Origin of the sequence: Caulobacter segnis (assembly GCF_019931575.1) — a bacterium.
In the GTDB taxonomy this organism is placed as follows: Bacteria; Pseudomonadota; Alphaproteobacteria; order Caulobacterales; family Caulobacteraceae; genus Caulobacter; species Caulobacter segnis_C.
Genome location: NZ_CP082923.1, coordinates 4,676,283 through 4,690,620 on the forward strand (window position 1 = coordinate 4,676,283; position 14,338 = coordinate 4,690,620).

21 protein-coding genes are annotated in these 14,338 nt (G+C 69.1%); 6 read left to right on the forward strand and 15 right to left on the reverse strand.

The window, feature by feature from the left end:
• The first annotated feature begins 4 nt into the window (after positions 1–4).
• Together phaR and K8940_RS21260 are read left to right on the forward strand one after the other, a co-directional pair.
• Complete coding sequence (phaR, locus tag K8940_RS21255; protein WP_223392034.1) at positions 5–658, forward strand: polyhydroxyalkanoate synthesis repressor PhaR; 654 nt, start codon at positions 5–7, stop codon at positions 656–658.
• A gap of 64 nt (positions 659–722) precedes the next feature.
• On the forward strand, positions 723–1,052 hold the full coding sequence (locus K8940_RS21260; protein ID WP_223392035.1) for a hypothetical protein: 330 nt from the start codon (positions 723–725) through the stop codon (positions 1,050–1,052).
• Here the strand turns inward: K8940_RS21260 and K8940_RS21265 are convergent.
• Positions 1,049–1,351, reverse strand: coding sequence for a helix-turn-helix domain-containing protein (locus tag K8940_RS21265; protein ID WP_223392036.1), 303 nt, complete (start codon positions 1,349–1,351; stop codon positions 1,049–1,051). The two genes, K8940_RS21260 and K8940_RS21265, sit on opposite strands and share 4 nt — an antisense overlap.
• Before the next feature lie 71 nt (positions 1,352–1,422).
• On the opposite strand from K8940_RS21265, the gene K8940_RS21270 reads away from it, so the two are divergent.
• A complete protein-coding gene (locus K8940_RS21270) occupies positions 1,423–1,488 on the forward strand; it encodes a hypothetical protein (protein WP_125155815.1) in 66 nt (21 codons plus the stop codon).
• 12 nt (positions 1,489–1,500) lie between these two features.
• Here the strand turns inward: K8940_RS21270 and K8940_RS21275 are convergent, their stop codons facing one another.
• Positions 1,501–2,817 (reverse strand): acetyl-CoA C-acyltransferase, encoded by a 1,317-nt coding sequence (locus K8940_RS21275; RefSeq protein ID WP_223392037.1) that lies wholly within the window; start codon positions 2,815–2,817, stop codon positions 1,501–1,503.
• Positions 2,818–2,930: 113 nt separating this feature from the next.
• Between K8940_RS21275 and hemF the strand changes: the two genes are divergently transcribed.
• On the forward strand, positions 2,931–3,803 hold the full coding sequence (gene hemF, locus K8940_RS21280) for an oxygen-dependent coproporphyrinogen oxidase (RefSeq protein ID WP_223392038.1): 873 nt from the start codon (positions 2,931–2,933) through the stop codon (positions 3,801–3,803).
• A 9-nt stretch (positions 3,804–3,812) separates the two neighbouring features.
• On the opposite strand, the gene K8940_RS21285 is transcribed toward hemF, so the two are convergent.
• The 7 genes from K8940_RS21285 to K8940_RS21315 form a co-directional block, all read right to left on the reverse strand.
• Positions 3,813–4,469 (reverse strand): Isoquinoline 1-oxidoreductase subunit, encoded by a 657-nt coding sequence (locus K8940_RS21285; RefSeq protein ID WP_223392039.1) that lies wholly within the window; start codon positions 4,467–4,469, stop codon positions 3,813–3,815.
• Positions 4,470–4,509: 40 nt separating this feature from the next.
• Positions 4,510–5,226: a glutamine amidotransferase-related protein gene (locus K8940_RS21290; RefSeq protein ID WP_223392040.1), complete on the reverse strand. Its 717-nt coding sequence runs from the start codon at positions 5,224–5,226 to the stop codon at positions 4,510–4,512.
• Between the two features lie 26 nt (positions 5,227–5,252).
• Positions 5,253–6,506, reverse strand: a complete 1,254-nt coding sequence (locus K8940_RS21295; protein ID WP_223392041.1) for a CCA tRNA nucleotidyltransferase — start codon at positions 6,504–6,506, stop codon at positions 5,253–5,255.
• 51 nt (positions 6,507–6,557) lie between these two features.
• On the reverse strand, positions 6,558–7,247 hold the full coding sequence (locus K8940_RS21300; protein ID WP_411675570.1) for a CoA pyrophosphatase: 690 nt from the start codon (positions 7,245–7,247) through the stop codon (positions 6,558–6,560).
• Positions 7,244–7,822, reverse strand: coding sequence for a DUF1285 domain-containing protein (locus tag K8940_RS21305; protein WP_223392042.1), 579 nt, complete (start codon positions 7,820–7,822; stop codon positions 7,244–7,246). The genes K8940_RS21300 and K8940_RS21305 overlap by 4 nt, the downstream gene beginning before the upstream one ends.
• A gap of 32 nt (positions 7,823–7,854) precedes the next feature.
• Complete coding sequence (locus K8940_RS21310; RefSeq protein WP_223392043.1) at positions 7,855–8,409, reverse strand: GNAT family N-acetyltransferase; 555 nt, start codon at positions 8,407–8,409, stop codon at positions 7,855–7,857.
• A 64-nt stretch (positions 8,410–8,473) separates the two neighbouring features.
• Positions 8,474–8,518 (reverse strand): hypothetical protein, encoded by a 45-nt coding sequence (locus tag K8940_RS21315; RefSeq protein WP_223395942.1) that lies wholly within the window; start codon positions 8,516–8,518, stop codon positions 8,474–8,476.
• Positions 8,519–8,615: 97 nt separating this feature from the next.
• On the opposite strand from K8940_RS21315, the gene K8940_RS21320 reads away from it, so the two are divergent.
• Positions 8,616–9,893, forward strand: a complete 1,278-nt coding sequence (locus tag K8940_RS21320) for an MFS transporter (protein ID WP_223392044.1) — start codon at positions 8,616–8,618, stop codon at positions 9,891–9,893.
• Between the two features lie 3 nt (positions 9,894–9,896).
• Here K8940_RS21320 and K8940_RS21325 read toward each other — a convergent pair whose 3' ends face one another.
• Positions 9,897–10,388 carry a GNAT family N-acetyltransferase gene (locus tag K8940_RS21325; protein WP_223392045.1) on the reverse strand — a complete coding sequence of 164 codons (492 nt, stop codon included), beginning with the start codon at positions 10,386–10,388 and terminating at the stop codon, positions 9,897–9,899.
• Between K8940_RS21325 and K8940_RS21330 the strand changes: the two genes are divergently transcribed.
• Positions 10,378–10,725, forward strand: coding sequence for a TfoX/Sxy family protein (locus tag K8940_RS21330; protein ID WP_223392046.1), 348 nt, complete (start codon positions 10,378–10,380; stop codon positions 10,723–10,725). The two genes, K8940_RS21325 and K8940_RS21330, sit on opposite strands and share 11 nt — an antisense overlap.
• Here the strand turns inward: K8940_RS21330 and K8940_RS21335 are convergent.
• Genes K8940_RS21335 through K8940_RS21355 form a run of 5 tightly spaced genes read right to left on the reverse strand, consistent with a single transcriptional unit; the run spans position 10,722 to position 14,335 of the window.
• Positions 10,722–11,591 carry an SDR family oxidoreductase gene (locus tag K8940_RS21335; RefSeq protein WP_223392047.1) on the reverse strand — a complete coding sequence of 290 codons (870 nt, stop codon included), beginning with the start codon at positions 11,589–11,591 and terminating at the stop codon, positions 10,722–10,724. The two genes, K8940_RS21330 and K8940_RS21335, sit on opposite strands and share 4 nt — an antisense overlap.
• The gene (locus tag K8940_RS21340) at positions 11,588–12,103 is read right to left on the reverse strand and encodes a hypothetical protein (protein WP_223392048.1); all 516 of its coding nucleotides are present in this window, start codon (positions 12,101–12,103) and stop codon (positions 11,588–11,590) included. Before K8940_RS21340 ends, K8940_RS21335 begins: the two co-directional genes overlap by 4 nt.
• Complete coding sequence (locus K8940_RS21345) at positions 12,103–13,074, reverse strand: SDR family NAD(P)-dependent oxidoreductase (protein ID WP_223392049.1); 972 nt, start codon at positions 13,072–13,074, stop codon at positions 12,103–12,105. Before K8940_RS21345 ends, K8940_RS21340 begins: the two co-directional genes overlap by 1 nt.
• A gap of 35 nt (positions 13,075–13,109) precedes the next feature.
• The gene (locus K8940_RS21350; RefSeq protein ID WP_223392050.1) at positions 13,110–13,895 is read right to left on the reverse strand and encodes an enoyl-CoA hydratase; all 786 of its coding nucleotides are present in this window, start codon (positions 13,893–13,895) and stop codon (positions 13,110–13,112) included.
• Complete coding sequence (locus tag K8940_RS21355) at positions 13,892–14,335, reverse strand: MarR family winged helix-turn-helix transcriptional regulator (RefSeq protein WP_223392051.1); 444 nt, start codon at positions 14,333–14,335, stop codon at positions 13,892–13,894. Before K8940_RS21355 ends, K8940_RS21350 begins: the two co-directional genes overlap by 4 nt.
• Between the last annotated feature and the right edge of the window lie 3 nt (positions 14,336–14,338).

The following is a 14,338-nucleotide window of genomic DNA, read 5'->3' on the forward strand; positions in this document are numbered from 1 at the left end:
CGAAATGTCCGAGAACCCTGAAAAAGGCGAAACGGCCGCCGGGACCGAGAAATCGGCCGGCCAACGCGTGATCATCAAGAAATACGCCAACCGTCGCCTCTACAACACAGCCTCTTCCTCTTACGTCACCCTCGAACACCTCTCGGACATGGTGAAGGAGGGGGTAGACTTCGTGGTCTACGACGCCAAGACCAACGACGACATCACGCGCTCGGTGCTGACCCAGATCATCTTCGAGGAGGAGAACCGCGGCGGCGGCCAGAACCTGCTGCCGATCCAGTTCCTCCGTCAGCTGATCGGCTTCTACGGCAACTCGATGCAGGCCTTCCTGCCGTCGTACCTGGAAATGTCGCTGGAGAGCTTCACCAAGCAGCAGGAGCGTCTGCGCGGCCAGCTGTCCAACCTGGCCCCCGGCAAGATGCCGGGCATGGGCGTCTACGAAGAGCAGATCCGTCAGAACATGGCGCTGTTCGACCGGGCCATGAAGATGTTCTCGCCGTTCGCCTATGTGCGTCCGGAAGACGCCGCCGCCCCGCCCGCCGAGCCCGCGCCCTCCTCGGCGCCCGCCGCGCCTGCCGGAGACGACTCGCTGGCCGAACTCAAGCGCCAGATGGAGGCGATGCAGGAGCAGCTCGCCAAGTTGGCGAACAAGTCTTAACCCGCACTTTTTTAACCAAGTCGATCCAGGTCTTCTTAACCGTCCTGGCTCTACCGTCCCGCGTATGAACGGCCCGATCGATCCCATTCGACGCCCTGGACCCACGCGTCGCGCCCTCCCGGCGCCGCGCGAGGACGAGCGCCATGAGAGCGAACAAGAGGCCGTCTTCGTCGCGGAGGAAGACGCCCCCCCACCGCGTCAGGAACGACCGCCGCGCGGCCAAGGCTTCGCCGCCTTCGCCGCTCACGTCATGGGTCAATCCGGTCAGAAGCGCGGCCTGCGCGGTGGGCAGGAAGTGCTCGACACGGCCAGATCGACCTATCTCGGCACGGAATATTCCGGCCCGGCCGACCGCCGTCCCAAGGCGGGCCTGCTGAAGAAGACCAACATCTAGCGTCCGAGGCGGGCCAGCTCGGCCTCCAGGACCGCTACCCGCGCCTCCAGCGCCGCGATGCGCTCGGCGTCGCTGGCGGGTGGCGGCCGCACCCCGGCCCGCGAAGCCGCCTCGGCCGGCGTCACGCCCAAAAGCTCGGCGAAAGCAGAGACTTCTCGCATCGACAGTTCGCGCTGATCCTTGAACGCCAGGGCCAGTTCCGTCTCGGTCATGCCGGCCGCGACGGCCAGGGTCGCGCGGTCCAGGCCCCGCTCGGCCAGGCGCGCGTCGTACCACGCCGTATCGAAGAACAGGGCCATCAGCGGATCTCGGCGGCTTGGCGCCAGTCTTGCTTAATCGTGGGTGAACTCACCGCCGCGAGCCCTTCATGCTGTCCGTCGCCATTCGCATCTTCGACGTCGCCGTCGTGGCCCTGATCTTCACGGCGCTGACCTAGGCGCGCCAGCGCCTACGCGCTTTCCAGCAGCATCATCGTGCCCTGGCCGCCGTCGGCGCAGATGCTGACGATGGCGCGCTCGCCCTTCGGACGGGCGGCCAGCTCCTTCACCGCCTGACTGAGGATGCGTGCGCCGGTGGCCCCGAACGGGTGGCCCAGCGCCAGGCTGCCGCCGTACGGGTTCATGCGGTCGCGCGGGAATTCACCCAGGGACGCGCCGACGCCCGCCTTCTCGGCCAGGAACTTGGCGCTCTCCCAGGCGGCGATGTGCGACAGCACCTGGGCGGCGAAGGCCTCGTGGATCTCCCAGAGCCCGACGTCGGCGTAGGTCATGCCGTTGCGCGCCAGCATGCGCGGCACCCCGTAGGCCGGGGCCATCAGCAGGCCCTCGTGGCGCAGGTCGATCGAGGTGACCTCGTGGTCGACGATCCGCACCTTCGGCGTCTCGCCCGGGAGGCGGCCCATGCCGGCCTGGGATCCGACCCAGATCGCCGCCGCCCCGTCGGTCAGGGGCGAAGAATTGCCGGCCGTCAGCGTGCCCTTGCCGCTGGTCTTGTCGAAGGCCGGCCCCAGCTTGGCCAGCTTCTCCAGCGAGGTGTCCTTGCGTGGAATGGTGTCACGCTTGGCGCCGCCGATCGGGATCACCAGATCGTCGAAGAAACCGCTCTCCCAGCCCTTCACCGCGCCCTGGTGGCTGGCCAGGGCGATGGCGTCCTGGTCGGCGCGCGACAGGTTCCATTCCTTGGCCGTGATCTCGGTGTGCTCGCCCATGGAGAGGCCGGTCGTGCGGTTGGCCACCTTGGGAATGAACAGCCTGACGTCCTTCAGGTTCAGCGCGCCCAGGGCCTGGAGGCGCTGCTGGCCGGTCCGCGCGCCCTGGAACTTGCGGATCCAGTCCGACAGGGCGACCGACAAGCCGATCTGCACCCGGCTCATGCTCTCGACGCCGCCAACCAGGGCCAGGTCGCGGCCACGCCCGTCGATCATGCCCGCCGCCTCGATCGCGCCGATCATGCTGGTCGAACAGGCCATCACCGTCGAGAAGGCTGGAATGGTCGGGTCGCCGCTGGCGTCCAGCAGCACCTCGCGGGCGATGTTGCTCCAGGTCAGGTTCGGGATCACCGTGCCCCAGACCGCGAAGTCGGGCCGCGCGCCCCCACCCTTCCCATCTGGCGCCAGCATGGCCTTCACGACCGGGACCGAAAGCTCGATCGCGTCATAGGAGGCCAGCGGTCCGTCGACCTTGGCGAACGGCGTGCGCACGCCCGAAGCGATCCAGACATCGGACTTGCCCGAGGCCTTCGAGGCGGACGATTTGGCGGCGGGCATGGCGAACACTCCGGAGCGGCGGAACCTCGGCCTATATGGGAGCGGCGATCGCTTCTTGTCGAATGTCGTCACACCTATTTGCATGCGGGCGCGTGGAGGCTTAATCGGCGGGCATGAGCACCGATCAAGACCTCGACACCAGGAAGGCGCGCGCCACGGCGTGGTTCGAAAGCCTGCGCGACCAGATCTGCGCCGCATTCGAGCGCCTGGAGGACGAGGCCCCGGCCGATCTCTATCCCGGCGAGGCGGGGCGCTTCGAGAAGAAGCCGTGGGACCGTCCGGCCGGCGGCGGCGGCGTCATGGGCATGATGCACGGCCGCCTGTTCGAGAAGGTCGGCGTCCATGTCTCGACGGTGCACGGCGCCTTCACCCCCGAGATGGCCAAGAACATGCCCGGCGCGGTCGAGGACCCCCGCTTCTTCGCCACGGGGATCAGCCTGATCGCCCACATGGTCAGCCCGCGCGTGCCGGCCGTGCACATGAACACCCGCTTCATCGCCACCACCAAGAGCTGGTTCGGCGGCGGCGGCGACCTGACGCCCCTGCTCGGCTACCAGCGCAGCCAAGACTTCCCGGACGCCATCGACTTCCACGCCGCCTATCAGCGGGCCTGCGACAAGTACGATCCGACCTGGCACGCCAAGTACAAGGCCTGGTGCGACGAGTACTTCTTCCTGCCCCACCGCAACGAGCCGCGCGGCGTCGGCGGCATCTTCTACGACCATCACGACAGCGGCGACTGGGATCGCGACTTCGCCTTCACCCAGGATGTCGGCCGGGCGTTCCTGGGGATCTATCCGGATCTGGTCCGCCGCCGGATGGGCGAGACCTGGACGGCCGACGAGCGCGAGCAGCAGTTGGTCCAGCGCGGCCGTTATGTGGAGTTCAACCTGCTCTACGACCGCGGCACCATGTTCGGCCTGAAGACCGGCGGCAACGTCGAGTCGATCCTCAGCTCGATGCCGCCGACGGTGAAGTGGCCGTAGGCGCCGAGCCTAGGCCTTCGGACATTTTGCGCCGGTGTCGATCCACGCCTTGATCAGCTCACCGAACTGAACCTGCGTGCCGGGAGCCGGGACGCGACCGGCGCCGGGGTTCCAGGCCCAGCCGACCAGGTGGTCCTGGGCCATGTGGTGGTGCAACTCGGCCAGCGACTTGCCGCCGTTGGTCGCCGGGTTCTTGATCTGGCCGCAGATCGCGCCCAGCGACTTGCCCTGCCAGGCCATCTCGGCTGGGGCGAGGGCCCATTTGGGATCGCCGGGGATGCTCTTGATGTCCTGGCCCCAGGTCGGGACGTTGCCCCCCGTGTGGCACGAGAAGCAGGGCATGCCGGCCGGGCCATGGCCGCTGTCGCCGGCGACCATCGGCGGATTGTGCGGATGCAGGTCGTCGCCCTGGGTCGGCGCGCGCTGGACCGGGTGGCAGTTCAGGCAGCGCGGGCTCTGGATCACCTTGCCGGCCTCGGTGAACAGGGCGACCGAGCGCGCGGCCGGATCCTGGATCGACTGAAAGCTGGCGGCGGTCTTCAATGCGACCGGCGAGGCGGGCCGGGTCTCGGGAGCGGCCTGGACGCTGGCGACAACGGCGCCGCCGGCGGCCAGGGCCCCGGCCAGGATCACGCCCGTCACGACACGATGGGGGGCGACACGCATGAGCGTTCCTCCGGAAGGGTCCGGACAGAAACGCTCCCGCTTAGCCCCGGGTTTCCTTGCCCGTTTCCTGGGCCAGGAACCGGCCGATCCACTCGGCCATCCGCTCGCGGTCATTCTCGGCGCCCAGGCTGGCGATGGCGGCGTCGGCCTGCTCGTCGGTGAAGCGGGTTCCACGCCGCGCCTCGATCAGGGCCGTGGCGTAGGCAGGCGTGAATTCCGGGTGGAACTGCATCGAGATCGCCCTGGCGTCGTCATAGGCCAGGACGCCGTAGGGGGTGAAGGCGCTGCCGGCCAGAACGCGCGTCCCGGGCGGCAGCGCGACCACCTGGTCCTGGTGCGATCCCGGCACGGCGACGTGGCGCGCGCTGTCCATCCAGGGCTCGCGCTCGGCGACCTCATAGGCCTGCAGGCCCACGCCCCAGCCCTTGTCGGACTTGATGACCTTGCCGCCGAACGCCTCGGCCATGATCTGGTGGCCGAAGCAGACGCCGACCAGCGGCGTCTCGCCCTTGGCCTCGCGCAGGAACGCCTTCAGCGGCTCGATCCAGGGCAGCGGGTCATAGACCCCGGCCGCCGAGCCCGTGATGACATAGGCGTCGTTCTCCGCCGGATCGGCGGGCAGCTCGCCCTTCTGGACGTCATAGACGCGATAGCTGTGTTCTGGCCCCAGCAACGCCTCGAACATCGCCGAATAGCTGCCGTGCGTCTCCGCGAGGTCGCCCGGCGGATTGCCGGTCTCGAGCAGGCCGATCTTCAAGACACGCCTCCGACTGAACTCTGGTCCTAGTAGACCATCCCTTGCGCGACGGCCTTCAGACGTTCGATAGCGCTGAACTTGTCCTCGATGAAGTCCTGGTCGATCCACCAGGTCTCGATCTCGCGCCTGACCTCGCCGACCAGAGGCCCCTTGGGCACGCCGGCCTTGATGATCTCCTCGCCCGACAGCGGGAAGGCGGGCGGCGTCCAGGTCTCGGCCAGGGCCAGCAAGCCCCGCCATTGCGGCGCGGCGGACTCGCGGCCCGAGCCGGCCCAGGCCAGCTTGATCCGGTCGCAGAACGCGCGCTGGCCCAGGCCATAGACGGCGCGGCGGGTCTCGCGCGGACTCATCCACGACACGATGCGCGGCCCCTCGCCCGCCGCGTCGACGAGGCGATCGCGGACGGTGTTGGGCAGGCGCAGGCGCTCGGCCAGTCGCGCGGCGGCCTCGGCGTCGTCCGGGATCAGGGCGGCCAGGCGCAGGACCGGATCGTTCTCGAACAACTGCTCGGTCTCGATCGCGACCAGCGCCTCGAAGCGGGCGAGGGACTCCACCGACGGCAGGATCGTGGACAATACCCCCGTGGCGGCCATCAACCGGAAGGCCGGGCGCGGATCTTCCGCGGCCAGCATCTTCATCAGTTCCTTCTGGAGACGCTCGGCCGTCCCGCCCAGCAGCATGTCCTTCAGCGCCTTGCAGGCGGCCAGGGCCTCCTGGTCGGCCTCACCCTTGCCGTACCAGGCCTGGAAACGGAAGAAGCGCAGGATCCGCAGATAATCCTCGCGAATGCGGGTCATCGGGTCGCCGACGAACACCACCTTGCCGTCGCGGGCGTCGTTCACGCCTTCGCCCGTCGGATCATGGAGACGGCCCTCGGCGTCCACGTAGAGGGCGTTGAAGCGGAAGTCGCGGCGCTGGGCGTCCTCGCTCCAGTCCTGGGTGAAGGCCACCACCGCCCGGCGGCCATCGGTCGCCACGTCCTTGCGCAGGGTGGTGATTTCATAGGGCCGGCCAGCCGACAGGGCCGTGATCGTGCCGTGGTCGATGCCGGTCGGAATGGCGCGCAGGCCCGCCTGCTCCAGGGCCTCGATGACCACGTCCGGCGTCAGGATCGTGGCGATGTCGATGTCGTCGACCGGCTTGCCCATCAGGGTGTTGCGCACGCAGCCGCCCACGAAGCGGGCGCAGCCGGGACCGCCGCGCGCCTCGAGCGCCGCGATCACCGCCTTGGTCTTCGGAAGCGTCATCCACGGCGCGGGGCCGATCGTCTCGCTGCTCAACGCCTGCTCCCACTCACGCGTCCGAGCCCGGGACGCGTCGACATAGTTAGGCTAGGAGGCGTCGCCTCCGCCAGACGGCAAATGGGGCGGGTGGCCGCTCTCGTCATAGAGCGCCTCGTACAGCGATCGCAGCATGCCCGCCGTCGCCCCCCAGATGAAGCGGTCGTTCCACGGCATGGCGTAGAAGTTGCGACGCTCGCCGCTCGGCGTCTCGCGATGCTGGCGCTGGTGGTTGACCGGATCCATCAGGAAGTCGAACGGCGTCTCGAAGACGTCGGCCACCTCTTCCGGGCTGGGAACGAAGGTCGCCTTGGGATCGATGAAGCCGACCACCGGCATGACGTGGAAGCCGGTCACGGTCTGGTAGCCGTGCAGCAGCCCCGCCACGGTCACGAGGGCCGGGTCCAGCGCCACCTCCTCCTGGGCCTCGCGCAGGGCCGTCTCCCAGGGCAGCTCGCCCGGATCGCAGCGGCCACCGGGAAAGGCGATCTGGCCGGTGTGGCTGCGCAGGGTGTCGGACCGGCGAGTCAGCAGCACGGTCAGGCCGTCGGCGTGCTCGACCAGGCCCACCAGCACCGCGGCGGGACGAAGGGCGTGCGGATTGTCGACCTTGAGGCCGGGATTGAGATCGAAGTCCGACTTCCTGGGGTTGGCCAGGCTGGGATCGTAGTCCGAGATCGGCTCCAGGCGGCTCATGATCCAGGCGCGGCGCTCGTCGCCCTGCAAGTCCTTGGACGTCATGCCGGAAGCGCTCCGGGCGGAGCGATCGGGAAGAAGGCGCCGTTCGATCTGACGCCCCAGGTGTCGCCGTCCAGACTGGCCATCTCGGCCAGCTCGTAGAACACCGGCCGGGCGATCAGCGCCTCCAGGCCCCGGCGCACATGGACATAGGGACGCGGCTCGCCCGTGTCGGGATCGATCTCGACGCGGATCCGGTTCTCCGGCCCAGCCTCGACCGTGTCGCCGACGTTGGTCAGGAAGACGAGCGTGTCACCCACCCGATCAACGCGCGTGGCGATGAACGGCGCGTCCTCGACGGTGATGCGCATCTTCTCGACCGGCGTGACCAGGTGATAACCGTCCGGATCGAGGCGCAGCACGGTCGAGAACAGCCGCACCAGCGCCTCGCGACCAATCGGCGTGCCCTCGTGGAACCAGACGCCGTCCTTGCGGATGCGGATGTCGATCTCGCCGCAGTGGGCGGGATGCCACAGGTGCACCGGCGGCAGGCCGCGCGCGCCGGCCGCCCCCGCCTGCGCCCTTTGGGCGGCCTGGGCGACGCCTTCCAAGCCGGAAGTGGTGGGCGTGTCGGTCATCACCGATCAGTTAGGCCGTAAGGCCCGCCGGCTCAAGCGATCGTGGCGCCAGGTTTCGCGCCCGGCGCGATCGCGACCGGGCCGGAGAGCCCCTCGTCGCCGCCCCGCCGCAGCGGCAGCAGCAGCACGCGGCGCTGGTCCACGGGCCCCGGCATGACGACGCCGGCGGTGTGGTCAGCGCCGAAGCCGACGCGGCCGAAATACGGACCGTCGCCGACCAGCAGCACCGCGCGCCAGCCGGCGGCGCGGGCAGCCTCGACGGCGCTTTCGACCAGGGCCTGGCCGAGGCCCGCGCTGCGTTCGTCCGGATCGACCGCCAGGGGACCGAGGAAGGCGACCGGCTTGCCGCCGATTGTCACCGGCCACATGCGGCAGCAGCCGACCGGCTTGCCGTCGCGCAGGGCCACGAACGAGCAGTCGGCCAACAGGGCGTTGCCCTCGCGCAGGCGCTCGGACGACTTGGCGAAGCGGCCGGGCCCGAAGACCCGGTCGATGAGGTGGGTGACGGCCGCTTCCATCGCCGAGGTCTCGTGGACCAGGGGCGGATAGGCGGGCTCGGAAGAAAGGGACTTCTGGACGGAGGTCATCGGCCTTCGGGAAATGCGAAAGGGCGTCGGGGGCTCCCGACGCGAAGGCGCGACCGGGAGGGCTTCAGATCGTGGCGCGTTCGCGCTGAATTCGTCGCAGGCGTCGCATGCCTGAAAACCTCCAAGAGATGCGCGCGCTGTAGGGCCAAGCCTTTCTCAGGTCAATAACGTTGCGGTGCGGCGACTTGGCTCTATGTTGCGGCGCGATGTCCGACCCAGCTTCCCCAAAGACGCCCGCGTCCGCGCTCGTCACAGACACCTCTACCCGCGCCTTGTTGCGGGAGCGTGACTTCCTCCTGTTCTGGGTGGCGCGGTTCGTCTCCACCCTGGGGGTGCAGATCCAGTCGGTGGCCCTGGGCTGGCAGGTCTACGCCATCGCCCGCCTGACCAAGTCGGTCGGGGAGTCGGCCTTCCTGGTCAGCATGATCGGCCTGGCGCAGTTCCTGCCGCTGTTCCTGCTGACCCTGGTGGCCGGCGAGACGGCCGACCGCCGGACCCGCAAGCTGATCGTCGCCGCGACGCTGTGCCTGGACGCGATCAGCGCCGGCGTCCTCCTGACCCTGGCCCTGATGGGCTCGCACCACCTGTGGCCGATCTTCGCCATCTCGGTGATGTTCGGCGCCAGCCGCGCCTTCCTGTCGCCGGCCAGCAGCGCCATGGGGCCGATGCTGGTGCCGCGCCCGCTCTTGCCGCGCGCTATCGCCTGGAACTCGCTGTCCTGGCAGGCCGGCTCGATCGTCGGGCCGGCCATCGGCGGCCTGCTGCTGATCCACTCGCCGGCCGCCGCCTTTGGCGCCTCGTTCGGCCTCTACCTGCTGGCCGCCGTCCTGGCCCTGCTGATCCGCAAGTCGACCAAGCCCGAAACCCAGCCCGGCTCGCGCGTCGAGCTGATCAAGGAGGGCCTGGCCTATGTCTGGAACAACAAGATCGTCTTCGGCTCGATCTCGCTGGACCTGTTCGCGGTGATCCTGGGCGGGGCCACGGCCCTGCTGCCGGTGTTCGCCAAGGACGTGCTGCACATCGGCCCCGGGGGCTTCGGCCTGCTGCGGGCCGCGCCGGCCGTGGGCGCGGTCCTGGTCGGGATCTACCTGGCCAGCAACCCGATCCGCCGCCATGCCGGCCGGATAATGTTCACCGGCGTGGCGGTCTTCGGCCTGGCGACGGTGGTGTTCGGCCTTTCGAAGCTGGAATGGCTGTCGGTGGCCGCCCTGGCCATCCTGGGCGGGGCCGACATGCTGTCGGTCTATGTGCGCCAGACCCTGGTCCAGATCGTCACCCCGGACGCCATGCGCGGCCGCGTCGCCGCCGTGTCGGGCGTGTTCATCAGCGCCTCCAACGAACTGGGCGAGGTCGAGAGCGGCGCGGCGGCCTGGCTGCTGGGCCCGGTCGGCGCGGCGGTGTTCGGCGGCGTCGGGGCCATGGCGGTCACGGCCGTGTGGGCCTGGCTGTTCCCTGCCCTTCGCAAGGCCGACCGGCTGGATTAGCGCTCAGGCTCCGGCCAGCTCGCGGATCCCGTCGTCGGTCAGGCGACGGATGATCCACTCGTCCATCGCGGCCGCGCCCAGGCTGTCATAGAAGGCGATCGACGGCGCGTTCCAGTCCAGGACCGACCATTCCAGGCGGCCCAGCCCCTCGTCGACGCAGCGCCTGGCCAGGTTGGCCAGCAGCGCCTTGCCCGCGCCGGAGCCGCGCGCCGCCGGCCGCACGAACAGGTCCTCCAGCCAGATGCCGTGCCGGCCGACGAAGGTCGAGTAGCTGTAGAACCACAGCGAGAACCCGACCGGCTGGCCATCGATCTCGACAATGTCGGCGAACGCGCGCGGGGCCTCGCCGAACAGGGCCGCGGTCGTGTCGGCCAGACTGGCCGTGACCGTATCGAGCAGCTTCTCATAGTCCGCCAAATCGAGGATGAACTGGTGGATCAGGCTCGCGTCGGCGGGCGTGGCGGTTCTCACGGACACTTTGGCGGTGACGGGCATGGCGGTCTCTGACGACTATCGGGACTTCGTTCTGGAGCAACTGGCCCCGCTGGGCCACGTCACCTCGCGCCGCATGTTCGGCGGAGTCGGCGTCTATGCGAACGGCCTGTTCTTCGCCCTGATCGACGACGACGTCCTCTACCTCAAGGGCGACGAGACGTTGAAGCCGGAATTCGAGGCCGCCGGCTCGCACGCCTTCGCCCCGTTCGGCGACGACAAGCCGATGGCCTACTGGACGGCCCCCGCCGAGGCGCTGGACGACCAGGAGGTCCTGCTGGAATGGTCGCGCAAGTCGCTCGAGGTCGCGGCGCGCAAGTCGGCCAGGAAGAAGCGCTAGCCGATCTTCACCCCCGGCGGCGGCGCGCTGCTCTCCGGCACGAAGAAGTCCGGCATCAGGGTCGCGGACGGGTCGACCTTGTACGGGTCGAAGTCGCGCACGCCCTCGCCGTACAGGAAACTGTCGTCGATCAGGAAGTTGCCGCTGAAGTCCCGCGACGGCTTCAGGAACACGGCATGGGCCGCGTCGGCCATGATCTCGACCGTGCGACAGTGCTTGAGGCCCTCCTCGCCGGTCAGGGCGAACTGGATGGCGGCGGTGGCGATGCCGGTGCGCGGCCACAGGGCGTTGAAGGCGATCCCGTCGCTCCTGAATTCCTCGGCCATGCCCAGTACGCACATCGACATGCCGAACTTGGCCATGGTGTAGGCCACGTGCGAGCCGAACCACCGCGGCGACATGTCCAGCGGCGGCGACAGCATCAGGACGTGCGGGTTCTGGGCCTTCTTCAGATAGGGGATGCAGGCCTTGGAGGTGACGAAGGTGCCGCGCGTGTTGATCTGGTGCATCAGGTCGTAGCGCTTCATGTCGGTCGACAGCGTGCCGGTCAGCGAGATGGCCGAGGCGTTGTTCACGCAGATGTCGATGCCGCCGAACTGGGCGACGGCCTTCTCCACCGCCTCCTGGACGCTGGCCTCCTCGCGCACGTCGACCACCAGCGGCAAGGCCTGGCCGCCCGCCGCCTCGATCTCCTTGGCGGCGGTGTAGATGGTGCCGGGCAGCTTGGGATGGGCCTCGGCGGTCTTGGCGGCGATGACGATATTGGCTCCATCGCGGGCGGCGCGCAGGGCGATGGCCAGGCCGATGCCGCGCGAGGCGCCGGTGACGAACAGGGTCTTGCCCTGAAGCGAGTTGGTCAGGCTCATGCGGGTTCTCCACGCGCTTTGATCAGGTCGAGGCCGGCGACGATGAAGCCGATGATGAAGCTCATCTTCGCCACGTGCGCGACGGGACCGTGATCCTTCATCGCCAGGCCGACAAGCCCGATGACGAGCGCGACGATCCAGAGGCCGGCGGGAATGCGGAACACCTTGGCCCGCATGAGGTCCACGGCCCAGACCACCATGCCGATCGACCAGAGGCTGGAGGCGATCACGTACGAGGCCCCGCCGAAGATCTCGGCCGACGAGGTCCGCACCAGCATCACGCCCAGCAGCGCCAGGACAAAGCCCGTCAGGCCCAGGGCGCTGGCCGACCGCCGGCTCGCCGACCAGACGCCCAGCATGCCAAGCAGCAGCAGCAGGTCGATGATCACATAGACCAGATGCGGCCACGGATCGGCCAGGCGCGGATAGATCAGGAACGGCGCGGCGATGTCGATCGCCGCCCCGACGATCGTCGCGGCGCCGGCCAGGCGCAGGACCGAACGGTTTCGCATCAGGCGCCGGCACCGACGGTCTTCACCGACAGATCCCACAGCCGGTTGGCCGCCTCGGGGTCGAGGGCGTGGGGCATGACGCCGTTCCAGGGCCGCTCCTGGCTCCAGGGGACGGCCTGGTTGCAATCCTCCAGATAGAGTCCCCCGACGCCGTCCAGCTCGTCGCCGACGGCGGCCCAGACGCTGGTCGCCGCGCCCTGCTCGGTGGTCTTGAAGCCCTCGCGCGGCTTGTCGTTCTCGTCCAGCCAGCCCATGGCCCGCTGCTCATCCAGGCTCATGTGCCGCTGCAGCGGGGTCATGATGCCGCCGGGCATGACGGCGTTGGCGTTGACGCCCTGGTCCCGGAACCGCTTGTCGAAGCCGACCGCGAACAGGCTGTTGGCGGTCTTGGCCTGACCGTAGGCCTCCCACTTGTCGTAGGGCCGGGTCTGGTAGTTCGGGTCCTCGAAGTTCACGCCCGAGCGTCGGTGGCCGATCGAGGACAGCGACACCAGCCGCGAACGACGACCCGAGTGCTCGGCCCCGTCGATCAGGTTTGGCGCCAGAAGCACCGAGAGCAGGAAGTGTCCGAAGTGGTTCGTGCCGATCTGCATCTCCAGCCCGTCGGCGGTGCGCGACAGCGGGCAGGCCATGACGCCGGCGTTGTTGACCAGGATATTCAGGCGGCGGTCGCCCCAGCGATGGGCGAAGTGTCGGATGGCTTCGAGACTGGAAAGGTCCAGCATGCCGAAGCTGACGCGTTTCAGCCCCGCTTCCGCGTTGATCTGATTGGCGACCTCTTCGCCCAGCTCGGGCTTGCGGGCGGCGATGATCACCTCCGCGCCCGCCAGGGCCAGGGCCCGCGCCGTCTCGACGCCGATGCCGGTGGCCGCGCCGGTGACGATGGCCACCCGGCCCGACAGGTCATGACCCGCGACCACTTCGCGCGCCGTCGACTTCGCCCCAAAGGGCGAGGTGATCCGCTCCGCCATGTCGATCCTCCCAGATCGTTTGTTGTCGGTGGAGCTTAGCCCACCTTTGTGAAATCCGGCGGCCGACGCTCCATGAAAGCCATGAAGGCCTCGCGCGCCTCGGCCGTCTGCAGGCGCTCGCCGAACAGCGCGCCCTCGGTGTCCATCAGGGCGGCGATCTTCTCGGCGTCGCGCATCAGGCGCTTGGTGACGGTCAGGGCGCCCAGCGGCCGGATCGCCAGTTGCTCGGCGGCGGCGCGAGCGCGGGCCCGCAGGTCACCGGCCTCGGCCGAGCCGTTGGCGATGCCCCAGGCCACGGCGGTGCCGCCGTCGATCGCCTCGCCCAGGGCGAACATGGCGTAGGCGCGAGCGTGGCCGATGCGGGCCGGCAGCAGCCAGCTGGACGCCGCCTCGGGCACCAGGGCCAGGTTGACGAACGGCACAGTCAGCCGCGCGTCGGGGGTGACGTAGACGAGGTCGCAGTGCAGCAGCATGGTCGTGCCCACGCCCACGGCCTGACCGTGAACGGCGGCGACCAGTGGCCGGGTGGCGTGGGCCAGGGCCTTCAGGAAGCGGATCACGTGGCGCTCGTCCGTGAAGGCGCCCGTGGCCTGGGCCGCGAAGTCCTGCAGGTCGTTGCCGGCCGTGAAGCTGTCGCCGTCGGCCTGGAAGATCACCACGCGCACGGCCGGATCCTTCTCGGCGGCCTCCAGGCTGTCGGCCAGCACGCCGTACATGGCGTTGGACAGGGCGTTCTTCTTTTCCGGACGCGCCAGGGTGAGGGTCATCACGCCGGCGTCGATCTCGACCTTGACGTGTTCGCTCGTCGTGGGGTCGGTCATTGTTGATCTCCCTTCGGGAACTTGGTCTGCAGGCTGGAGAGCCAGCGCGCGACCACGCCGATCTCATCGTCCGTGAAGCCCTCGGTCAGATGGGCGTTGACGCCATCGAGACCCGCTTTCGCGGCCTGGCGGGCGGCGCGGCCCTTGTCGGTCAGGTGCAGGCGCATGGCGCGGCCGTCCTTGGGATCGGCGCGGCGCTCGACCAGTTCGGCGCGGGTCATGCGGTCGATCAGGCCGGTCATGGCCGACGGGGCCAGGTCGAGGGCGTCAGCCGCCTCGCCGATCAGGGCGCCGTCCTGGTCGCCCAGATAGAAAAGCACGCCCGACTGCGCGGCGGTCAGACCACCGTTGGCCGCCATCTTGCCCTCGATCCAGCGCTGAACGCGCCGGTGACCGGCGTTGAGCAGGAAGATGAGTCGGCGATCGGCGGGCACGGACATGTT